This is a genomic window from Streptomyces sp. NPDC001156 (assembly GCF_053598275.1).
Genome location: NZ_JBSFJX010000150.1, coordinates 1 through 19,074 on the forward strand (window position 1 = coordinate 1; position 19,074 = coordinate 19,074).

At 66.8% G+C, this 19,074-nt stretch carries 16 protein-coding genes and 6 pseudogenes; 10 read left to right on the forward strand and 12 right to left on the reverse strand.

Annotated elements, in window-relative coordinates; translation table 11 throughout:
* Positions 1–198, forward strand: a pseudogene (locus ACWDA7_RS38575) (alpha/beta hydrolase); the annotation flags it as partial.
* 8 nt (positions 199–206) lie between these two features.
* On the opposite strand, the gene ACWDA7_RS38580 reads toward ACWDA7_RS38575, so the two are convergent.
* Positions 207–359 carry a hypothetical protein gene (locus ACWDA7_RS38580; RefSeq protein WP_450610860.1) on the reverse strand — a complete coding sequence of 51 codons (153 nt, stop codon included), beginning with the start codon at positions 357–359 and terminating at the stop codon, positions 207–209.
* A 276-nt stretch (positions 360–635) separates the two neighbouring features.
* Positions 636–3,062, reverse strand: coding sequence for a hypothetical protein (locus tag ACWDA7_RS38585; RefSeq protein ID WP_450610862.1), 2,427 nt, complete (start codon positions 3,060–3,062; stop codon positions 636–638).
* 860 nt (positions 3,063–3,922) lie between these two features.
* Here ACWDA7_RS38585 and ACWDA7_RS38590 point away from each other — a divergent pair.
* Together ACWDA7_RS38590 and ACWDA7_RS38595 are read left to right on the forward strand one after the other, a co-directional pair.
* Positions 3,923–4,051: pseudogene (locus ACWDA7_RS38590) on the forward strand (ISAs1 family transposase); the annotation flags it as partial.
* A 68-nt stretch (positions 4,052–4,119) separates the two neighbouring features.
* On the forward strand, positions 4,120–4,425 hold the full coding sequence (locus ACWDA7_RS38595) for a hypothetical protein (RefSeq protein ID WP_450610888.1): 306 nt from the start codon (positions 4,120–4,122) through the stop codon (positions 4,423–4,425).
* 209 nt (positions 4,426–4,634) lie between these two features.
* On the opposite strand, the gene ACWDA7_RS38600 is transcribed toward ACWDA7_RS38595, so the two are convergent.
* Positions 4,635–4,856 carry a hypothetical protein gene (locus tag ACWDA7_RS38600; RefSeq protein ID WP_450610864.1) on the reverse strand — a complete coding sequence of 74 codons (222 nt, stop codon included), beginning with the start codon at positions 4,854–4,856 and terminating at the stop codon, positions 4,635–4,637.
* Between the two features lie 323 nt (positions 4,857–5,179).
* On the reverse strand, positions 5,180–5,542 hold the full coding sequence (locus tag ACWDA7_RS38605) for a DUF488 domain-containing protein (RefSeq protein WP_450610866.1): 363 nt from the start codon (positions 5,540–5,542) through the stop codon (positions 5,180–5,182).
* 251 nt (positions 5,543–5,793) lie between these two features.
* Between ACWDA7_RS38605 and ACWDA7_RS38610 the strand changes: the two are divergent.
* Positions 5,794–6,007, forward strand: a pseudogene (locus ACWDA7_RS38610) (uracil-DNA glycosylase); the annotation flags it as partial.
* Between the two features lie 537 nt (positions 6,008–6,544).
* A complete protein-coding gene (locus tag ACWDA7_RS38615; RefSeq protein WP_432934910.1) occupies positions 6,545–6,781 on the forward strand; it encodes a Smr/MutS family protein in 237 nt (78 codons plus the stop codon).
* Positions 6,782–6,903: 122 nt separating this feature from the next.
* Here the strand turns inward: ACWDA7_RS38615 and ACWDA7_RS38620 are convergent, their stop codons facing one another.
* Together ACWDA7_RS38620 and ACWDA7_RS38625 are read right to left on the reverse strand one after the other, a co-directional pair.
* The gene (locus tag ACWDA7_RS38620; RefSeq protein ID WP_450610868.1) at positions 6,904–7,422 is read right to left on the reverse strand and encodes a hypothetical protein; all 519 of its coding nucleotides are present in this window, start codon (positions 7,420–7,422) and stop codon (positions 6,904–6,906) included.
* A gap of 157 nt (positions 7,423–7,579) precedes the next feature.
* Entirely contained in the window at positions 7,580–7,966 is a 387-nt protein-coding gene (locus tag ACWDA7_RS38625) for a hypothetical protein (RefSeq protein WP_450610870.1), read from the reverse strand.
* An 810-nt stretch (positions 7,967–8,776) separates the two neighbouring features.
* On the opposite strand from ACWDA7_RS38625, the gene ACWDA7_RS38630 reads away from it, so the two are divergent.
* Entirely contained in the window at positions 8,777–9,730 is a 954-nt protein-coding gene (locus ACWDA7_RS38630) for an alpha/beta fold hydrolase (RefSeq protein WP_450610872.1), read from the forward strand.
* Positions 9,731–9,986: 256 nt separating this feature from the next.
* Here ACWDA7_RS38630 and ACWDA7_RS38635 read toward each other — a convergent pair.
* Positions 9,987–10,186: pseudogene (locus tag ACWDA7_RS38635) on the reverse strand (MarR family transcriptional regulator); the annotation flags it as partial.
* Between the two features lie 329 nt (positions 10,187–10,515).
* Here ACWDA7_RS38635 and ACWDA7_RS38640 point away from each other — a divergent pair.
* From ACWDA7_RS38640 to ACWDA7_RS38650, 3 genes are all read left to right on the forward strand, one after another.
* Complete coding sequence (locus ACWDA7_RS38640; protein WP_450610874.1) at positions 10,516–11,289, forward strand: SDR family NAD(P)-dependent oxidoreductase; 774 nt, start codon at positions 10,516–10,518, stop codon at positions 11,287–11,289.
* A gap of 531 nt (positions 11,290–11,820) precedes the next feature.
* Positions 11,821–12,831 carry an aldo/keto reductase gene (locus tag ACWDA7_RS38645; protein ID WP_450610876.1) on the forward strand — a complete coding sequence of 337 codons (1,011 nt, stop codon included), beginning with the start codon at positions 11,821–11,823 and terminating at the stop codon, positions 12,829–12,831.
* A 45-nt stretch (positions 12,832–12,876) separates the two neighbouring features.
* The gene (locus tag ACWDA7_RS38650; protein ID WP_450610878.1) at positions 12,877–13,296 is read left to right on the forward strand and encodes an SRPBCC family protein; all 420 of its coding nucleotides are present in this window, start codon (positions 12,877–12,879) and stop codon (positions 13,294–13,296) included.
* Positions 13,297–13,331: 35 nt separating this feature from the next.
* On the opposite strand, the gene ACWDA7_RS38655 is transcribed toward ACWDA7_RS38650, so the two are convergent.
* The 5 genes and pseudogenes from ACWDA7_RS38655 to ACWDA7_RS38675 form a co-directional block, all read right to left on the reverse strand.
* Positions 13,332–13,763, reverse strand: a complete 432-nt coding sequence (locus ACWDA7_RS38655; RefSeq protein WP_450610880.1) for a hypothetical protein — start codon at positions 13,761–13,763, stop codon at positions 13,332–13,334.
* 108 nt (positions 13,764–13,871) lie between these two features.
* Entirely contained in the window at positions 13,872–14,714 is an 843-nt protein-coding gene (locus ACWDA7_RS38660; RefSeq protein WP_450610882.1) for an alpha/beta fold hydrolase, read from the reverse strand.
* Positions 14,715–15,396: 682 nt separating this feature from the next.
* Complete coding sequence (locus ACWDA7_RS38665; RefSeq protein ID WP_450610884.1) at positions 15,397–16,347, reverse strand: alpha/beta hydrolase; 951 nt, start codon at positions 16,345–16,347, stop codon at positions 15,397–15,399.
* A 221-nt stretch (positions 16,348–16,568) separates the two neighbouring features.
* Positions 16,569–16,880 (reverse strand): annotated as a pseudogene (locus ACWDA7_RS38670) (reverse transcriptase domain-containing protein); the annotation flags it as partial.
* 526 nt (positions 16,881–17,406) lie between these two features.
* Complete coding sequence (locus ACWDA7_RS38675) at positions 17,407–18,117, reverse strand: PIG-L deacetylase family protein (protein WP_450610886.1); 711 nt, start codon at positions 18,115–18,117, stop codon at positions 17,407–17,409.
* Between the two features lie 544 nt (positions 18,118–18,661).
* Between ACWDA7_RS38675 and ACWDA7_RS38680 the strand changes: the two are divergent.
* Positions 18,662–19,074 (forward strand): annotated as a pseudogene (locus ACWDA7_RS38680) (MBL fold metallo-hydrolase); the annotation flags it as partial.

A 19,074-nucleotide genomic window follows, 5' to 3' on the forward strand; every position in this document is an offset into this window, starting at 1 on the left:
GCCAACGCCGCAGAGATCTTCCTCGAGGCACGACACCCGCGAAGCTTCGTCTCGCTCGAAGGAGCAGACCATCTCCTGACCGCACGAGGACAAGCTCAGCGAGCCGGCCACATCGTCAGCGCCTGGGCCGACCAGTACATCCACAGGCCCCGGCCCGGAGGAAAGACCTCTCAGATGATGGAGAGACCGCGCGGATAGGCGTGTGGTCAGGGTCGGCGGCTCGGGCGTTCGTCCCGGAGGTCAGTCGTCCATGCCTGCTGGATCAGGCTGCGCACGGTGATGGTCGTGTCGTCAAAGCCGAAGAGGTAGAAGGCGCCATGCCAGGCGTGGGTGCTGTAGGACTCTGTCGCCCGATTCACGGATGGCGTGTGTGTCTTCCCACAGAGCCTGGGGTCGAGGTGGAGGTCGGCCAAGTGGGTACGGCGGGTAGAACCGACGGGGCGCCCGGTGAGGCGTAGGTGTCCGCTCGTCGCGCTGGCGTTGGAGCGGTTCGCGGCTGCAGGCCGCTATCGACGGGGCGGATCGCACGCTTGCGAGGCTTGTGGATGCCCACCGCCCGAAGGCTGAGCGTGCGCAGCCCGGCCGGGCCGCTTCATCGGCCGGGCCGGGCTGGTGGCACCGAGGAGAGCCGAGGGTCAGGACGCGCTGCGGTAGGTGTTGGTGGCCCAGAGCGCGCCGCCGGCCGTCGGGCCGCCGCCGCTCTTGTAGACCACCAGGTTGCCATCGTTCTGCATGACCGCGTAGGCACCGGTATGGCCGTGGGTGCGGGTGCTCCAAAGTGCTCCGCCCGCGCTGGGGCCGCCGCCCTTGCGGTAGACGACGAGGTTTCCGTCACGCTGCATGACCGCGTAGGCACCGGGGTGCCCGGAGGTCCTGGTGGACCAGATGGCCGCGCTGTCCCGTTTGCGATACATGATGAGATTGCCGTCGTTCTGCATCACCAGGAAGGTGCGCTGCCCCTGCGTCCACCAGGCGGCCTGCAACGTCTGGCCGGGGCGGATGGTCTGCGAGTGCCCGTATGTACCGCTGGCCCACAGCGTGTCGGTCGAGGAGGTGCCGGCCTGGCGGTAGACGACGAGGTTCCCGTCGTCCTGGAGGTCGGCGTACGCACCGAGGTGGCCGTAGGTGTGTGTGGACCACAGCGCGCCGCCGGTCGCCGCGCCGCCGCTTTGGCTGTAGACCACCAGGTTGCCGTCGTTCTGCATGACCGCGTAGGCGCCGGTATGGCCGGAGGTGCCGCTGGACCACACCGCCGGCGGCCTGCTGCCACCAGACTTGAGGTAGGCCACCAGGTTGCCGTCGGTCTGCATGACCAGACGCATGCTGCTGCTCGTGATGTTCTGCCCCGGATTCAGGCGCTGGCCCGGCAGCATGAGGTGTCCGGACGCGGTGGAGGCGGGGATGTGCGGGTCGACGATGTGGATGTCGTCTTGCGCGTCGAGGTAGGCGATCCCGCCACCGCTGTACCTGTCCACCGCCCACGTCGCACGCCGGTCGTCCGCGAGGTGACCGGCCGGTAGATCGGTCAGTTCGCTGGTGACGGCCTCGCCGGTGTGGACGTCGGTCAACTCCAGTTTTCCGGCGGTCCTGTCGTGCTCGACGACGTAGCCGTCGCCGAGTTGCGTGGGCCCCGAGGACGGGACAGAGACCTCGGTGTGCTTGGTCAGGTCGTAGACGCCCGCCGGGCCGGAGGAACCGCACGACCAGTAGATCCACCGGCCGGCGGCGGCCTGCAGCTCACTGGGGACGCACGGAGCTCCGGTGTCGACGGTACGTGTCGTCTTCCGGCTCGTCAGTTCGATGGCGCTGATCGATCCGGCGGTGGGATTCGCGACCCACAGAGTGGACTCCGACAGGGCCGCCGCAGTGACCGGGCGCGTGAAGAGCACCTTCGAGGTGCTGCTCAACGTGGTGTCACCGATGTACTGCTCCCCGGTAGAGCTGCTGTCGTAGACGACATACCGGCCGTCAGAGTCGACGAGCGTGCCACCCGTCGCGCCGGGAGTCACCTCGGAGAACGTAGTGCTGCCCTGGACCGCCACCTGGTCCCCGCCCACAAGCTGCGCGATGCGGCCGTCACCGGTACCAATCTGCGGTGTGCAGTAATCGGCCGAGGCGCAGTCGCTCGGCTGGTGGGCTGTCCCGAGCGCCGTGTGCGCCCCGTACGCCGGCGAGCCTCCGAGCTGGATCGTCCTCGTGAACACGTCCCCGCCTGGGTCCCCGCCGTTCTCGATCGTGGCGAGTTGGCCGCCCGCCAGGGATATTCCACCGATGGGTGCGGGACCGGCTGGATCGGGGTACACAACGGTCTGCGTCGGCGCTCCATCCGGGACCGATGTCACCTGGCGGACGCCCCAGTCGGTCTCCGAAGAACCGCCCAGCGCGAGAGCGCCATTGGCTCCGGGAACGAGCGTGTCCGTCCGCACATGGTCGATGACCAGGGTCGGGGTTCCACCGGTGAGCGGCATCTCGTACAGGGCGCCGCCCAGCTTCTCGTCGGTCGGGCCCGGGTAGCTGCCCCAGTCGTAGGTGATCAGCAGCCTGTCGCCGACGATGGCGAGTTGACGCACATTCATGAGCCTCGTCTTGGATGCGGGGCTGGTCGTCAGGGGAATCTGGACGGCGGTCTCGGACCCGGTGACGTCGGATCGTGACAGCAGATGAAGACTCGTTTGGCCTGCCAGATACCACCCGACGTACTTGTCTGTCAGCACCCCATCGGCATCACGGGGCACGGAGCCGAACACCTGGTGGACCTGACCGCTCGCCAGGTCCACCAGGCCAAGCCTCCAGCTGGTGGAGTCGTAGTACTTCATCAGCACGGCGTTCGCGTCACCGGCCATCACAGACGCGTCCGTCAGGCCGGTGACAGGGGTGTCCGTCAGCGGCCCGCTCGCCATGCTGAGGACGTGCAGGGAAACGGTACCGTCCGCGGCCTTGGAGGAAGTGAGGACATGTGACCCGAAAGTACCCACGTAGATCTGGCCACTGGGAAAGGTCATCGTGGTCGTCGTACCCGCGTCCATGTCCTGAAGCTGAACACCGACGCGGGGGTTGATCACAGTGGCCACGATGTCCGAACCCGCTCCCGATCCCCCGGGAAACGAGTAATGAGTCCCGGGCACGGAAATGCCGGGACCTCCCGAATACGGTGTCCAGACGTCGGTGGACTTCCCCGACGGCCGGTGCAGGAACCCACCCGATCCCGCGAACTTAAGCAGGTCCTGTGGCGGGTTGTAGTCCATGGCTGCGGGAATGACCACCTCTGTCGCCGTGCCCGCGAGAGCCGCGGGCGCCGCGAAGCAAGCGAACCCCGAGGCCATGGCGCATGCGGCAGCCACGGCGATCGAGCCACGTATGAGCGGGCGCTGAGCCACCCGTGTCCTCCAGTACAGAGTGAACAAGCGTTGCAGAGCGTCACCCGGGGACGAAAAGGCAAGAAGCGCCTGCTTTTTGACTCCTGGTCCCCCGATGCAATGAAAAACCAAAAGAGAGTAGCCCGGCCCAACGATCACGTGGAAGGCGTGAAGTTCCACCAAGCGGTAAAGACTTCCTGATGGAGAAGAGCAGTCACTGAACCTCTTTCATCTCTACAGCGCAGGATGAAAACGGTTTACTCGCTTCCGTTTCGCGCTGTCCCCGCTGGCCGGCTGGGCAGGGCTTCGACGAAGTCGAGTGGTGTCCGGTTCGTGACGACATGCCGGCTGACGAAGCTCTGGGAAGGTGACAGACACGGGCTTCCAAGATCATTAAGCTCTCGACGCCCCCGTGACCTGCCTGGAAGACCGTGCCTGCTGAAGCAGCATCGCCGATCCCGCCTGCCCTCGGCCGACTTCGTGAGCCTCCCGAGGTAGTGCCCGGGAAAGTCCCGGACCTGCTTGAGCAGCTTGTCGAGGTGCCCGACCCCCGCAATCCGCGCGGAGTGCGTCACGGTCTTGTCGGCGGGCTGACTCTGGCCGCCTGTGTGGTGCTGGCGGGGGCGACCTCGCTGCCGGCGATCGGCGAATGGATCGCCGACGCTCCGGTGCACATCTTGGAGCACGTCGGCGTGCACCCCGATCCGCTGTTCCCGAAACGGTTCTTCCCTGCGAAGACAACGGTTCGCAGGCTGCCGGCCGGATGGACGGCGACGCCCTGGACCGAGCGGTCGGCCGCTGGCTCACGGACCGCCGCAGCCGCTGCGAGGGCAAGCTGCGCGGCCCGGCGGTCGACGGGAAGAGCCTGCGCAGCGCCGCCAGGACCGCAGGCCGCAAGATCCACCTGCTCGCCGCCCTCGACCACACCAGCGGCCTGACCGATCGTCAAGGGCAAACAGAGGTGCACGGTCTTGTCGATGCGGCCCTACTCGGCGAACGCAGCGCCCAGCGCTGGGTGGTCGGACCCAGGGCCGGCCGAACGGAATACCGCCGGCTGATCACGCAGTGACGGACGGAGCGGCGATGATTCGGCTGCCTCGGCGAACACTGCGGCCGGTCGACCGCGGACCAGATCGGCCGACCGCCGGAATCCGGCATGGCCGACCGCTGCTTGGCCGGCGGCAGGGACGACGCGCAGCGCGAGGATCCGGACGCTACTCGGACGTAAAGGTGAGGCCGGCCGGGGGTACGGCGGTCCCCCGGGCGGCGTCGGTCTCGTCAGGAGCCGCTGCGCCGGTCTCCGTCGTCGGTGCGTACAGAGCCCGATCGCGTCGCGTCCGGCGCCGTGACCGTCGTGAACGGCAGCACCAGCCGGGAGGGGTGCGCGGCGTCGCGGTAGATCTTGTGGGTGACGGGGTGGCCCACCGGCAGGTGGAAGGCGTCCGGCGGCAGCAGCGCGTTGTGCGCGTCGGCCAGCGGCTCGTCGTTCGACAGTTCCACCACCAGGCGGTGCCCCGGCTGGTGGTGGCCGCGAACGGGTACAGCCGCAGCACGTACTCCTCGATCTTCCCGGGCTCCACCGGCACCGCCGGGGTGTGCGGGTGGTAAGGGTTGCCCTCGGTGGTGCGCTTCTCGTCGACCTCTCGGTGGGACGCCTGGCGCATCCCGAGACCTACGCTGCTTGACCAGCAGCGAGCGGTGACCGTGGGAAGGAGTGTGCAGCCCACGCCGACGGTGCGGCGCCTCGCGACATGCACTCCCCCGCACCCGCCGTCGCGATCGAAATCAGCGGCTTGCCGTCCTTGTGGACCCTCTTGTGTGCGTCACCGTTTCTCGGTCAGCCACTCAGCCAGGACAGCTGCCTGGCTGTGATCCACGTCCTTGGTGGCGGTCAACAGCAAGAGCTTGTCGTGCGCCGCCAGGTCACGCAGATGCTCGGCCGCCTCACGGTGCCCCGCATCACGCAGTTCCGCCACATAGCGACGACGGAATTCGGGGAAGCGACTGGTCTCATGGCCATACCACTTGCGTAGTTCGCTCGACGGGGCGACATCACGCAGCCACTCATCCAGATGCGCGTCCTCCTTGCGCATGCCCCGTGGCCACACCCGGTCGACAAGTACGCGCTTCCCGTCCTGCGGCGAGGTCTCCTCGTAGACTCTGCGGCAGGTGATCTGTTTGACCATAAGAGTGCCCTCCAGATCGGTCGGCCGGCCTGGCCGCACGGGCGGACAGATCTGCCTCCGCGGCGAAGCGGATGTTTCCCGACTCGCCCATTTTATCGGAGGCTCGTCATGCGAACCGGGTCAAGATTCCCCCCGGTCAGTCACCACAATCCTCCGGTGAGGGCGGCGGCCGGCACGGCGTATTGACGAGGAGCACGGTATGGACGGCAAACGCGGAGTCACACGACCTGCCCGCAGGGGCTGCTCCCCGGATGAGTTCACTGGGCGAACTCAAGCGCAGAACGTTCCAGGACTGGGAGTACTGGGCACGGCCGGTGCCCGGCTTCGGCCCGGCGGACGCATCGTCGGTCTGGCCCGCATGGCGGCAACCACACCGGGCGCATCTTCACCGGTGACCCGTCCGGCGACGCACTGCACGCCGCCCTGTACGACATCGGGCTGGCCTCGCAATCGACCGCCACGCACCGGATGGCAGGCAACTCAAGCTGCGACATCCGCGAAAACTAATAAGCCGTCACCCGACTGCTAGGCAGCAGCGGCCGATGCGGCCCATGATCTGGCCAGGGTCATCGTGCAACGCATCCGCACAGCCAATCCCGAGGGGGAATACCCATTTTACGGGGCCCTGGGCATCACCATCAGCCACGGAACGCAATGAGGCGCAAGAGCCGTCCTCGGCACAGCCACACTCGCCCCCGGGCGAGGGCCTCGCCCCCGGGCGAGGGCCTCGCCCGTCCCGGCGTGCGCCCTTCGCAACAACGCTCCTGCAGGGCTACGGCATGCGCCTGATCAAACCGTAGCGAAACGGCTACGTTGGGCTACCCCTGTAGGCTGCCGCAGGTTCACCCGCACGCCGACACGCTTCCGGCCGCACCACCGGAAGTCCGCACCCCAGGGTGGGACAGGGTCGAAAGCACGACGTACGCTGCCACTGCACGACCCCCACGGGGACCCGGCTGCGGCCGGTGACCGAGCGCATCGGAGGCGATTGCCCTGCTCACGTTGGATCTGCACCCGATCTTCCGCAACAACCGCGACATCGACGTCGCACTGCGCCAGACCCTGTTCAAGGCCGCCGCTACTGGGGTCGACGTCGTGCAGATCATCCCAGGCAAGGGGACGGGCCAGCTGAAGAAGCGGGTGCTGGCCGTGCTGGCGCAGAAGCACATCAAGAAGCTCTACGTGCGCGTGGAGACCGACGCGACCAACGCCGGCCGGGTCCTGGTCCACCTTCGATGACTCCGCCGTCGGACGCGACGGGCACCGTGCAATGTCATCCATACAGCTCCAGTTGGGCCCTACCGCCAAGCCCTGCCCCTCAGCGACGGGGCAAGTTGACGATGGAAACTCCTCGTTGAGAATCAGGACGCCACTGTGCGGTAGAAGAACATCTCTCGAGTGTCAGGCGCGGAGTCCCATCCCTGCGCGAAGGCGAGTGTGCCGTTCAGACTGGTAAGCCCTCCCCAGGCCAGGGAGCCACCTCGGTTGAGGGCTCGCTGAGTGAAGGGTGAATTTCTGGAAAATAGGCCCTGTGCGGCGGCGAAATCACCGTTCTCGTCGCTGTAGAAGAAGTCCAGGACCAGATCGTGCGACTCGTCATGCTCGGTGACGGCGCAGGCGACCTCGTAGAGCGTGCCGCCGAGTTCGGTCAGGTCAAGATACTTCTGCGACTCGAAGGTCCAGTTGATCATGTCCGTCGACCGGCCCACGTAGCGGATTCCGTTACAGCCCTCCGACAAGTACATGAGGTACTGTCCGTCGATCTTCACGGCCTCACCGTTCGGATTGCGAGGGATGACCGCGCCTTTCGCCCACAGCCTGGAGACTTCGTACGGCACGGTAAGGCCGAGTTTCTCCCAGTGCAGTAGATCGTCCGACACAGCTACGTTGATATCGCACCCCAATGTCTCCACTGGGTATCCGGGCGACGGGTATTCCGATTGCTCCTGGGAGCCGGCTACTGCCCAGATTCCGTTGTAAAACATGAAATAGCGACCTTCGGCCGCGTAGACCTTTGGGTCTTCACAACTCAGCAGCTCATTTGTCCCTGGTTGGGAAGATGATGGGGTTGTCTGCGAAATCCGCCCACCCTGATCCGTCGTTGATTGCAAGCCCGATTCGGCTGGCGGTCGATTCCTTCCGCGGCGAGGCACGGTAGAAAAGATGGAGCGACGAGTCCTTGAAGATCAAAGACGGATTGAATATCGAACTCGAGGTCCAGCCGATTCCGGTCGGATCGTTCCACTGGCCGGTGGGGCGAAATGTGAGCGAGTCATCCTTTGTAAACGGCCCCAGCACCCATGCGGGGCGAGAGCTGTAACTGGCCGAGAATTGATCCGTCGAGATCACGGCGGTCAGCGGGTTATCGAAGGCGAGTGCGTCTGAATAGGCCGCCGCGAGTTCCTTCCGCGAGAGTGGAATCATGATCCGTTCTTCCTGTCAGGAACGGGCCTTAAGGAGACAGTACTCCAGCGGCTCATCGTTCGCAGGAACGCTATGGGGACTGAACAACGTTGTCCCGATCTGGGATTTGTGCGACTGACACGGCGGCTATAGGGCGTGACCTGTAGTGTGCCGCCGTTTGTCAGCGGAGGCGGGGTGGCCGCGGGTAACGACACGGCCGCCCTGCGCCTGCCGACAACTCATCCTGTCGGGCTCGGAAAGTCATCGCTGCCGGTGGCGGGGGTAGTGCGGCGCCTCGAGCCCACCTCACCCTCCTCGCCGCGCAGGGCACGCCCGCGGCGAGGATCGCCCGGGCGGCGTTCACCAGCGGCGACCGGGGCATGATGTGATCCACACCTTCAACACCGACGACATCGGCTCCCTTTACCAGAAGCACGAGTGCGGCCGGCCGGAGACGTTCACGTGACCCGAACGCCGCGAGATCAAGAAAATCGCCAAGTCCAGAGGCCCGAGCACAGCCTCCCGATCTCCGCCTGAAGGCCAAGATCACCTCACACTCACCGCCAAGGCGCCAAAACGCTCTGCGGCTGTGAACGTCAGAGCCGTGGCGTACCTCACGTCGGAGGGGGCGCGGCCGGCCTGCCGGGTACGCAAAGCCGCAGGTCACATTGGCACTTCGGGCAGGTTCTGTGCGGCGTCACCAGCGCGTCCTGTGACCTGGCCGACTTCAATAAATCGACTTGTCGATTTAGATTCCTCCAGCGCATATGCGTTACGGGCCCGTCAACCGACGAGCCGCCCAGGGGCCCTTCGCCCTGGAGAGGAGCCGCTATGCCAGGCGTCCCCCCGCAGCGTGGCGAGTCCACGCGGCTGCGTACGATCCACAAGCCCGCCCCACGGCAGTACCGGGTCGTGCACGGCCACCGCTGGGCCTTCCGCTTGGCGGGCAAAGGTCCGGCTGTACTGCTGATCCATGGCATCGGTGACTCGTCCGACACCTGGGCCAACCTGATCCCCGAGCTGGCCCGGCACCACACGGTCATCGCCCCGGACCTGTTGGGCCACGGCGCCTCCGACAAGCCACGCGGCGACTACTCAGTCCCCGCCTACGCCAACGGCATGCGGGACCTGCTGGGAGTGCTGGGCATCGACAAGGTGACGCTTGTCGGACACTCCCTCGGCGGTGGTGTGGCCATGCAGTTCGCATACCAATTCCCAGACCGGACCGAGCGGCTGGCGCTGGTGAGCACCGGCGGGGTGGGCCGCGCTGTCACTCCGGCGCTGCGCCTGGCCTCGCTGCCCGGGGCCCATCTGGCTCTGGCCTCGCTGCGGCTTCCGATGGTACGGACGCAGACCGCCATCGTGATCCGGCTGCTGCAGCTGCTCGATACCGGGCTCGGCGTGGACGCCCCGGACCTGCTGCGACTGGTGGACGCGCTGCCCGACTCGGCCTCCCGCGATGCGTTCATCCGCACGCTGCGCGCGGTGGTCGACTGGCGCGGTCAGGTGGTGACCATGCTTGACCGCTGCTATCTCACCGCCGGAATGCCGACCCTGCTGGTCTGGGGATCCCGCGACCAGGTGGTGCCCGCCCAGCACGCCGAGATGGCGCACGCGGCCATGCCCGGCAGCCGCCTGGAGATCTTCGAAGACTCGGGGCACTTTCCGTTCCACACAGATCCGCAACGCTTCCTGGCCGTGCTGGAGAGCTTCATCGCGACGACAGAGCCTGTCAGCCGAAGTGCGGAGGAATGGCGAGAGCTGCTGCGCTCCGAAGGCCGCTGACGCAAGGGCGGCGCCGACTCACCCTCCAGAACCTCCGCACCCGCCGCAAGACGACACCCGGACGCACCTATCTCCTGGCCGGATTCCTGTCCTGCGGCGTCTGCGGGCGGCGCATGGAATCCCACTGGATCCACCACCGGCCCGGCTACCCGTGCCGCCACGGCCACACCAGTGCCACCCGCCCCGACCCCGGTCGCTCACCCAACGCCTACCTGCGCGAAGTCCGTGTCCTGCCGCACCTGCCAGCCCTACACCTGGCGAGCTGCTTCATCGGCAGGTGCCCGCCCTCGCCGTCGTGCTGGCGGCTGAGCACGTCGAGCAACGAGTACTCCCGCACGCTCAGTTGGGCCCGGACTGCAGGGCGCGCTCGATGTGCGCCTCGATCCTGCCGCAAAGGAGGTAGAGGGCCGCCCATCCATTGGCAAGGGCGGTCAGCGCCGGATCCGTGGCGGTCATGGGCCCAGGTCTCCTTCCGGATATGCCTGAAGTCCAGGACAAGCCCTTCTCGGAAATACCAGCTATAGCCTTTATAAGGCTTGCGCAAGCAATTGTCCGCTCCGGGACCGGGCGAAGCGGCGGCGAGGTGCAGGCTCCGCCGCCCTACCGAAGAATCGTTTCCATCTGGTCCCTCGTCATAACCGATCCGCCGCTCCGGGCAGCTTCCACTCGCCATGGGCCGATCCTGGCCGTCCCGAGGTCCGGTCGGACGCCGGTGCGGCGCAGGCGCGTTCAGACGAGGCCCGCCGCCCATGGTCCGCCACCGCTTTTGGAGAGGTGCTTGCCCGATGAAGATCGATCTCAGTGGACGTACCGCGCTGGTCACCGGTTCGACCGCGGGAATTGGCGAGGCGACCGCGCAGGCGCTCGCCTCCGCCGGGGCCGATGTCGTGGTCAACGGTCGCAACGCCGACCGTGTCGCTGAGACGGTGGAGCGGCTCGGCGGACGCGGTGTCACAGCCGATGTCGGGACGGCCGAAGGGGCGGCCGATCTGATGCGGCAGTTGCCCGATGTCGACATCCTGGTCAATAACACCGGCATCTTTGAGACCAGGCCCGTGTTCGAGATCCCCGACGCGGACTGGCTGCGCCTCTACGAGGTCAACGTGCTCTCCGGCGTGCGGCTGGCGCGCCACTACGCACCACGGATGGTCGGGCGGGGGTGGGGCCGCGTGATCTTCGTCAGCAGCGAGGCGGGCGTGCAGACGCCGACGGACATGACCCACTACGGGATGACCAAGACGGCGCAACTGGCTGTGTCTCGCGGCATGGCCCAGGATGTCGCCGGCACCGGGGTCACGGTGAATTGCGTGCTGCCCGGGCCGACGATGAGTGACGGCGTGCTGGCCATGTTCGACGAGCTCTATCCCGGTCTCGACCCCAGCGAGCAGGAACGGCGCTACCTGGCCGAGAACCGTGCGTCCGCGTCCCTACTCAAACGCCTGATCCGCCCCCACGAGGTGGCCAGCATGATCACCTACGTGGCGTCGGAGCAGGCCTCGGCGACCACGGGCAGGGCGCTCGGCGTCGATGGCGGCCTCGTCCCCACGATCCTCCCCTGAGGCGCGGGCGCCCGGCGTGGAGCCGATACCCCTTGTCGGGCGGCTCGCACCCTACGCGCCCGCCGGGTAATCCACGGTGCCCGTGTGGTTCCTCTTCACGATGCGCTTCGGCCGGGAGCCCGGCGACTCGCGCAGCGTCCCCGCGGGATGCAGCGGGCCCCGTCGTCGACGCGGGCGGGCGGTCATCGTGCGGACACCTTCGGCTTGCCGGCCCGTCCGACCGCAGCGAAGTTGTCAGTGGGCCACCTTCGCCCGCCCCAAGTGACCGCTGTACCCAAATCGATCAGATCACCCGGCCGGGACCCTCTTTGCATTATGCGGCGTCTGCAACTATTGTTTACGCGTGTAAGGCGCTCATGCATTAATTGACGCCACACCCTGGCCCCGACCCGACAGGGGACCGTCGTACATCCAGTGCCACGGCACCGCCAGCAGGGCAGCCACCCACAGAGACACCCGATCCCCCTCCCGTGTCTCCCCCGTGTCAGGGACGCCCCCCAACGCGGAGACATCAATCGAAAAGGCACCATCATGTCCCTCAAGGAAATCCTTCCCGGCCGGCTCGGTTTCGGTACGGCTCCTCTCGGCAACATGTTCCGCGCGATCCCCGACGAGGAGGCCCGTGCCACGGTCGAGGCCGCCTGGGACCAGGGCATCCGCTACTACGACACCGCTCCCTTCTACGGGGCCGGCCTCTCCGAGGAGCGCCTCGGCAAGGTCATCTCCACCAAGCCCCGCGACGCCTACGTCCTGTCGACCAAGGTCGGCCGGGTCATCCTCGACGAGTTGGAGGAGGGCGCCCGCGACCTCGGCGATAAGGGCGGGATCTTCGAACACGGCAACCCGAACAAGATCGTCCACGAGTGGACCGCCGAGGCCACCGAGCGCTCCATCGAGGGCAGCCTGAAACGCCTCGGCGTCGACCGCCTGGACATCGTCTGGGTCCACGACATCGCACAGGACTTCCACGGCGACCTGTGGCTGCAGAAGTACGAAGAGGCCCGCACCGGAGCCTTCCGCGTGCTGTCCCGGCTGCGCGACGAAGGCGTCATCAAGGCATGGGGCCTGGGCGTCAACCGCACCGAGCCCATCGAACTGACCCTCGCCCTCGACGAGCCGCAGCCGGACGGATTCCTCCTCGCCGGCCGCTACACCCTCCTCGACCACGAGCACGCCCTGCAGCGCCTGCTGCCCATGGCGCAGGAGCAGAACGTCGGCATGGTCGTCGGCGGGCCCTACAGCTCCGGCATCCTCGCCGGCGGCGCCCACTTCGAGTACCAGCAGGCCCCGCCTCAGATCATCGAGCGCGTCGGGAAGCTCAAGGCACTCGCCGAGAAGCACGGCATCAGCATCAAGGCCGCCGCTCTCCAGTTCTCCCTCGCCCACCCGGTCGCCGCCGCCGTCATCCCCGGCGCCACCCGCCCCAGCCGCATCGCCGAGGACATCGCCGCCCTCGACGAGAACATCCCGGCCGCGTTCTGGCACGACCTGCGCGCCGCCAATCTCGTCAGCCCCGCGGCCCCCCTCCCCAACGGCGCCTGACCCCACCCCCGAAGCCCTCACGCCAGCACCAGAAGGAGAAAGATCTTGGCCTCCACCTCCGTCAGCCGCATAGTGCCCGCCTCCCCTAACAAGGTCTGGAGCCTCATCGGCGGCTTTGACGCCCTGCCCGACTGGCTCCCCTACATCGCCGAGAGCACCCCGCTCGAAGGCGGCCGGGTTCGCCGACTGAAGAACCCCGAGGGCGAGGTCATCATCGAGCGCCTCGTAGACTTCAACGAGACCGAACGCCACTACAGCTACGCCATCCTCCAGGCCCCGTTCCCCGTCAACGGCTACGTCTCCACCATCCGGGTCCACACGATTCCCGGCCGGGACGACATCGCCGAGGTTCAGTGGTCCGGACGCTTCAACCCCGACAACGCCACCGACGACGAAGTCGTCGACCTCTTCACCGGCATCTACCGCGACGGCCTCGACGCCCTCCACAAGACCCTCGCGGCCTGACGCCGACCTGGCCTTGCTTCGCGATCATCCCGAGGTCATCGGCCGTGTCGCCTCCCCCGCCGCCCTCGGCGCCCTGCGCCGCTGCCCGCAAGGTCGCCTGGCTGCGAGTCGACGAGACCCGCAGCGGCATCCCCGCCGCCCCCGCCAGTGGACGCGAACTGCCCGGCCTGGTCCTGGACAGAGTTCCAGGAAGGTCTGCAGGCCCGCACCCGCAGGACGCTCGGCGCGAGCAGTTCGGGCGCCGGGAATCGCGCGGCGGGGGTGCGCAGGGCGGGGTTCGCCGACGCCAGGTCGAACCAACCGGCGGGCAGACAGCGTGAGAAGAACGAGGGATCGCCTGCGTGCACGCGCAGCACGTAGACCGTGAACAGCACCTGGTTGGTGTAGAACAGTCCGGTCACCAGCGCCAGCCCGGCGGCGGGTGAGACGGAGCGGTCCGCCGCGGCCGGCGGGCTGGGCCAGGACACGCGGGGCGATCGCGAGGGCCGAGACGGCCGACGCGACCACCACCACGTCCACGAGTACCCGCACGTTCATCACCCGTGCAGGTACCTGCTGGAAGCGTGCTGTGTCGGTCAGTGGACCGTCTGCGCCGCCTCCTCGATGATGTGGGTGACGGCGTCCGGGTGGGACACGCTCACAGCGTGGGAGGACTGGATCTTCTCGATGTGTGCATGGGCGCGCTTGGCCATGTAGACCTGAAGCTTCAGGGGGATGATCCGGTCATTGGTGCCCACCAGGGCCCAGGAAGGGATGGTCTTCCAGGCAGGCTCACCAGAAGGTTCGTTAAGGGCAGTGCCGGTCCCGGGACGCTGGGTGACCGCCATCAGGTCAGCGGTTTTCGCGGGGACATCCGCACCGAACGCCTGGTGGAACTTGGGCTGGTCGATGTAGAGGTCGACGTCCTTGGAGCCGTCGGGGTTGGTGATCGGGACGGGACGAAGAACCTGGCCGATGACGCTGCCCGGGAACTTGCTCGCCAGATCATTGGCGCTCTCGCCCTTGTCGGGGAGGAAGGCGTCGGCGTACACCAGTGCCTTGACCTTGTCGGAGCCGTAGGCGGCGTTGCTGATCACCGCTCCGCCGTAGGAGTGCGCGGCAAGAACCACCGGCCCGTCAATGCTGGCCAGCACGTTCTTGACGGAGGCGGCGTCGCTGCTGAGACCCCGCAGCGGGTTGGCCGCGGCCACCACCGGGTAGCCGTCCTTTTCCAGCCTCTTGATGACGCCGTTCCAACTGGAGGAGTCGGCGAACGCCCCGTGGACGAGTACGACGGTCGGCTTGACGCTCTGCGAGTGAGTGGCCTTGGCTGCGCTCGCCGAACCGGCCGTCGTAGCGAAAAGGCCGGCGGAGACCGTTGCCGTGGCCATGAGGGCGAGCGGTGTGCGGGCACGTCGGTAAAGCGAATGACGGGACATGAGAAGTCCTTTCGAGGCAGAGATTTCAGCCGTGCCCGGACAGATGGACATGGCCGCGGTTGCGGCAGGATGCTGCCGCACGTCATGGCGAGGCCTTTGGGGGCTTGTCAGGAACCGGCTACGGCCGAGCATCGACTCGGCTCGGTGCATCGATCAACCTCTCTGCGCGCGGGTTAGTCGGGTGCCGAGCGACCGTGCTGATCGGTTCGCCCACAGTGCTCATCGGGTCTGCGGGGTCGATGAACAGCGGAGAAAACGGATGATCGCTGTTCCCGTAGTGCTTCGCTAATCGCGGGACCGGTGGGTGGGCCCGGAGTTCAGCGGTTCGCGGCGCGGGGCCGCGGCGTACGGGAACCGCATCGGCTCTGGCCGCCGACCAGTTCTCCGAGACATTGCATCGCAGCAGGTCAGGGTCACCTGACGAAGGATCGGTGTTCGGTGCGCGCGAGCGTAAGGCGGTGGGGGTATCCCAGGGACGAAGTCGGGGAAAGGGCCGCCCGGGTACTGGACGTACGTGGGCGCTCCCAACTACGCAGTGGGGGCGCGTGCCGGGCGTCGTGACACCCCGGGGAAACCCGTTACAGGCACTACGCCTGCAAACCCACGCGCGCGAGCACCGAGGTGGTGAACAGCTTCAAAGCTGCTGGTCCTTCAGGTGCCGCGGTTGAATAGCGCAGTACGCTCAGTTGCTGCGGAAGGCTGTGCGAAGAGCACGAATGGCGTGCTCAATCGCGGCAGTTGTGGCCTGCGTGGGCCGAAGGGGATTGAGCATCAGGAAGTCGTGGATGATCCCGTTGTAACGGATGCTCGTAGTTGGAACACCGGCTTGGGTCAGCTTGCGGGCATAAGCCTCACCTTCGTCCCGCAGAACGTCGTTCTCGTCGACGATGACGAGCGCCGGCGGCAGGCCCTGCAACTCCTCCAGGCTTGCCCTCAGCGGCGAGACGGTGATCTCCGCCCGCTGGGCGGGATCGGTGGTGTAGCAGTCCCAGAACCAGGCCATACCCTTCGCTGTGAGGAAGGGCCCATCCGCGAACTCACCGTAGCTCTCGGTGTCCTGGGCCGCGTCCGTGACGGGGTAATACAGCGACTGGTGCACGAAGGTCACGTCGCCGCGCTGCTTGGCCATGAGGGCCAGCGCGGCAGTCATGTTGCCACCGACGGAGTCGCCGGCAACAGCCAGGCGGGAGGCGTCCAGGCCTTCCTCGGCACCCTTCTCGGTGATCCATCGAGCAGTCGCGTATCCCTGCTCGATGGCGACCGGGTACTTGGCCTCCGGCGACCGGTCGTACTCGACGAACACAACGGCGGCATTCGCCCCGACAGCCAGATCACGCACCAGACGGTCATGAGTGCCGGCGTTGCCGAGGACCCAGCCGCCGCCATGCATATAGAGGACGACCGGCAGCGTGCCCTGGCTACCGACAGGCTTGACGATGCGTACCCGCACATCGCCCACCTCGGCGGGTATTGTGATCCACTTCTCCTCGACGTCCGGCTTCGCCACCGGCGCTGCCTGCAGGTCGTCCAGGACCTTCCGTGCACCCTCCGGACCGAGTTCGTACAGGAACGGCGGGTTGGCCGTCGCGTCCGCGATCTCCTGCGCTGCAGCCTCAAGTACGGGCTTTGTCATCACTACACTCCTTGGATCGGCAGGCTCTCTCCTGCTCAGAGTTATGACAAAGCTCCGGCTGAAAGCGTGACATGCGCCGAAGACCAAGGCAGGCGGTAGCGATGTCCAGATCATGGCGCACACGGCTATGGGGGCACTGAATGATTCGTTGCGCCGCCCCTCCGAGAGCCGAGCGCTCAGCACGGTATCCGACACGAGCCAAGGGTCGCGTGGCAACAGTGCGTTCCGCTCCAGGCCGTGGCCACCTCACCCAACGCGGTGTGGCAGCCCAGTCCTGGGCGGAAACCGTGGGAGCGGTCGGAGAACTGGACGTCGTAGTACGCCTCAAGAAGCAGACGCACGACTTCAGCGACCAGCTTGTCCGACCAGGTCGTCACGCCCAGCGGGCGCCACTTCCCGTTCTTCTTCGGGATGCAGACCCGTCCGGCCGGTGACCATCGGTACGGCTCCGAGCGTAATGCCCCGATGATCGTGCCGATCTTGGCCAGGGACATGCCGTCCACGGTCTCCTGGGTCACCCCGGGCGTCATCGCAACCAGCTCGCAACTCCCGCGATTACTAAGGGCGCTCCGCCACCGTGGGGCTCGCGCCCGGTAGGTAATCCCGTGGTTCGTCCTCGCTGTACGTATCGAGCACGACGTAGGCCGCCCACTGATCTCCTATGCCACCCTCGCCGGGCGGTGGCCGTCGCCGTGGAGGCTGCCGGGCCGGCACAACCATCGAGAGAGCCCGAACTCGCCCCGCGTGGTGACCGTGGTCGCCAAGTAATGAATGGCGTCCTTACCGACTTCGCCGTGATTCGGCGCGGTGTCCGCCGGACGGAAACCAGCGCTGGCCTCTCCGCCCTCTCCTCAATACACCTGTTCCGGGTACGACATATTTACCATCCCCTATGTATGTTGGATCCACGACGATAGAACGATGTACTGATGGGGAGTGCACAGGCCGCTTCGGCGTTCGCCGGCCGACGGCCTTACCTGATCTCCCCGGTCTGCTGACGACCATGCTCCAGTGACGCCCTGCGCCGATGCGGAGGTGCGGCAAGAGCCCTTCGCCCGGTCATCGGCTGAACAATTCGAAGACGACGGCCGGCTTCCCGCCGAACCGGGCACTGTGCGCGCTGGTGCTGTCCGTCAGGAAGCGGCGTACGTATGTCTCGGGATCCTCGTCGGTCAATGTCTCGATGTATGCGCGATGCTCGAGCAGCGACAGCACTGCCTGCTCGAGACCCCGATCCGCACGCACTGCGTGGGTGGGGTTCGGGGAGTTGGCGACGGCGACCCACCGGACGCCATTCCACGGCGCAAGCTCCTGCTCAGCCAGTTCCGGGAAGATCCAGCGGTTACCGGCGTCCGCTGCAGCGTCGAGGACGGCGCGCCCCACCGCCACGTGATCCGGGGTGTTCCAGGTACCCGACCCCCAGGTCGCATGGTGGTTCAGGGTGATCAGCAACTCGGGCCGGTGACGACGGATGGCTGCGGCGATGTCGCGACGCAGCGAGATGCCATACTCGATCGTGCCATCCCGGTGGTCGAGGAACTCCACCACGCGGACACCGACGACGGCGGCACTGGCACGCTCCTCTTTCTCCCGCAGCGGTCCAGATTCAGCCGGCGCCAGCGTGTCGATGCCCGCTTCGCCGCGTGTGGCGAGGACATAGGCGATCTCACGGCCGTCCTGGATCCAGGATGCGACAGCAGCCGAGCACCCATACTCCAGATCATCAGGGTGGGCCACCACGGCAAGGGCACGCTGCCAGTCGGCTGGCATCGGCTGCAGGGGCGGGAGATTCGAATCGGTCACAGTACCTGCTTTCATGGATTGTTCCGGTGGTGGTGCGAGAACGGCCGGCTGGGCTGAGGACCGCCGGCACTGCGACAGGGCTTGACAGATAGACCAGACCGAGGGTTCTCGTGTGACGAATTTCCCGCCCGGCCTGCCCTGCGACGGCCGCCCGGACACCCCACCGAAGCGTCGACCTCAGCCAGGGTCAGCCCACGGCTCAGCGGCGGCCGGCGCTGGGCCGCCTGTGGGCCGTCCCAGGACGGCCGACGACGACAGATGACGACAGCCGACGCCGGCCTTCCCCTGCTCAGCAAAGGTGCTTTGGGTACCGGCGCAGGTGCCCATCAGGGAAGCAGAGTTGAGGAAGCACAGGTCAACACGATGGACCTGTCTCGCCTACATCGATAACTGACGTCGGCAAGAGCGCAGTTGTCACATCACGCTGGTCTCGTCGGTCAGTCCGAAGACAACGATTGCCGCCCGCAGCACAAGCCGCCAATGGCCCGTGACTCGCTGACAAGGACAACACATGACTACTGAGTCCGCCGAGACGAGCGGAACCAACCGTCGCACGTTCCTGAGACGCGCGTCGGTCGCCGCGGCAGTTCCCACCGCCGCCTCGCTGCTCGGCGGCCTGCCGGGCACCGCTGCCGCGGCCGACCTGCCCCGCCTTCCCGACTACGCGCCGATCCCTTCCGCATCGGTCGGGCCCGCCCTCAACGCGGACGGCTACTTTGTCGGACAGATCAAGGGCAACCTGTACTGGGTCACCGACTCCTACTACCAGGCCATGTTCCTCACCACGCGGGACGGCGTCGTGCTCGTCGATGCCCCGCCCACCATCGGGCACAATCTGCTGCGGGCCATCGAGGAAGTGACCCGCGCCAACGGCAGGCCCTCCAAGGTCACGCACCTGGTGTACTCCCACTCTCACACCGACCA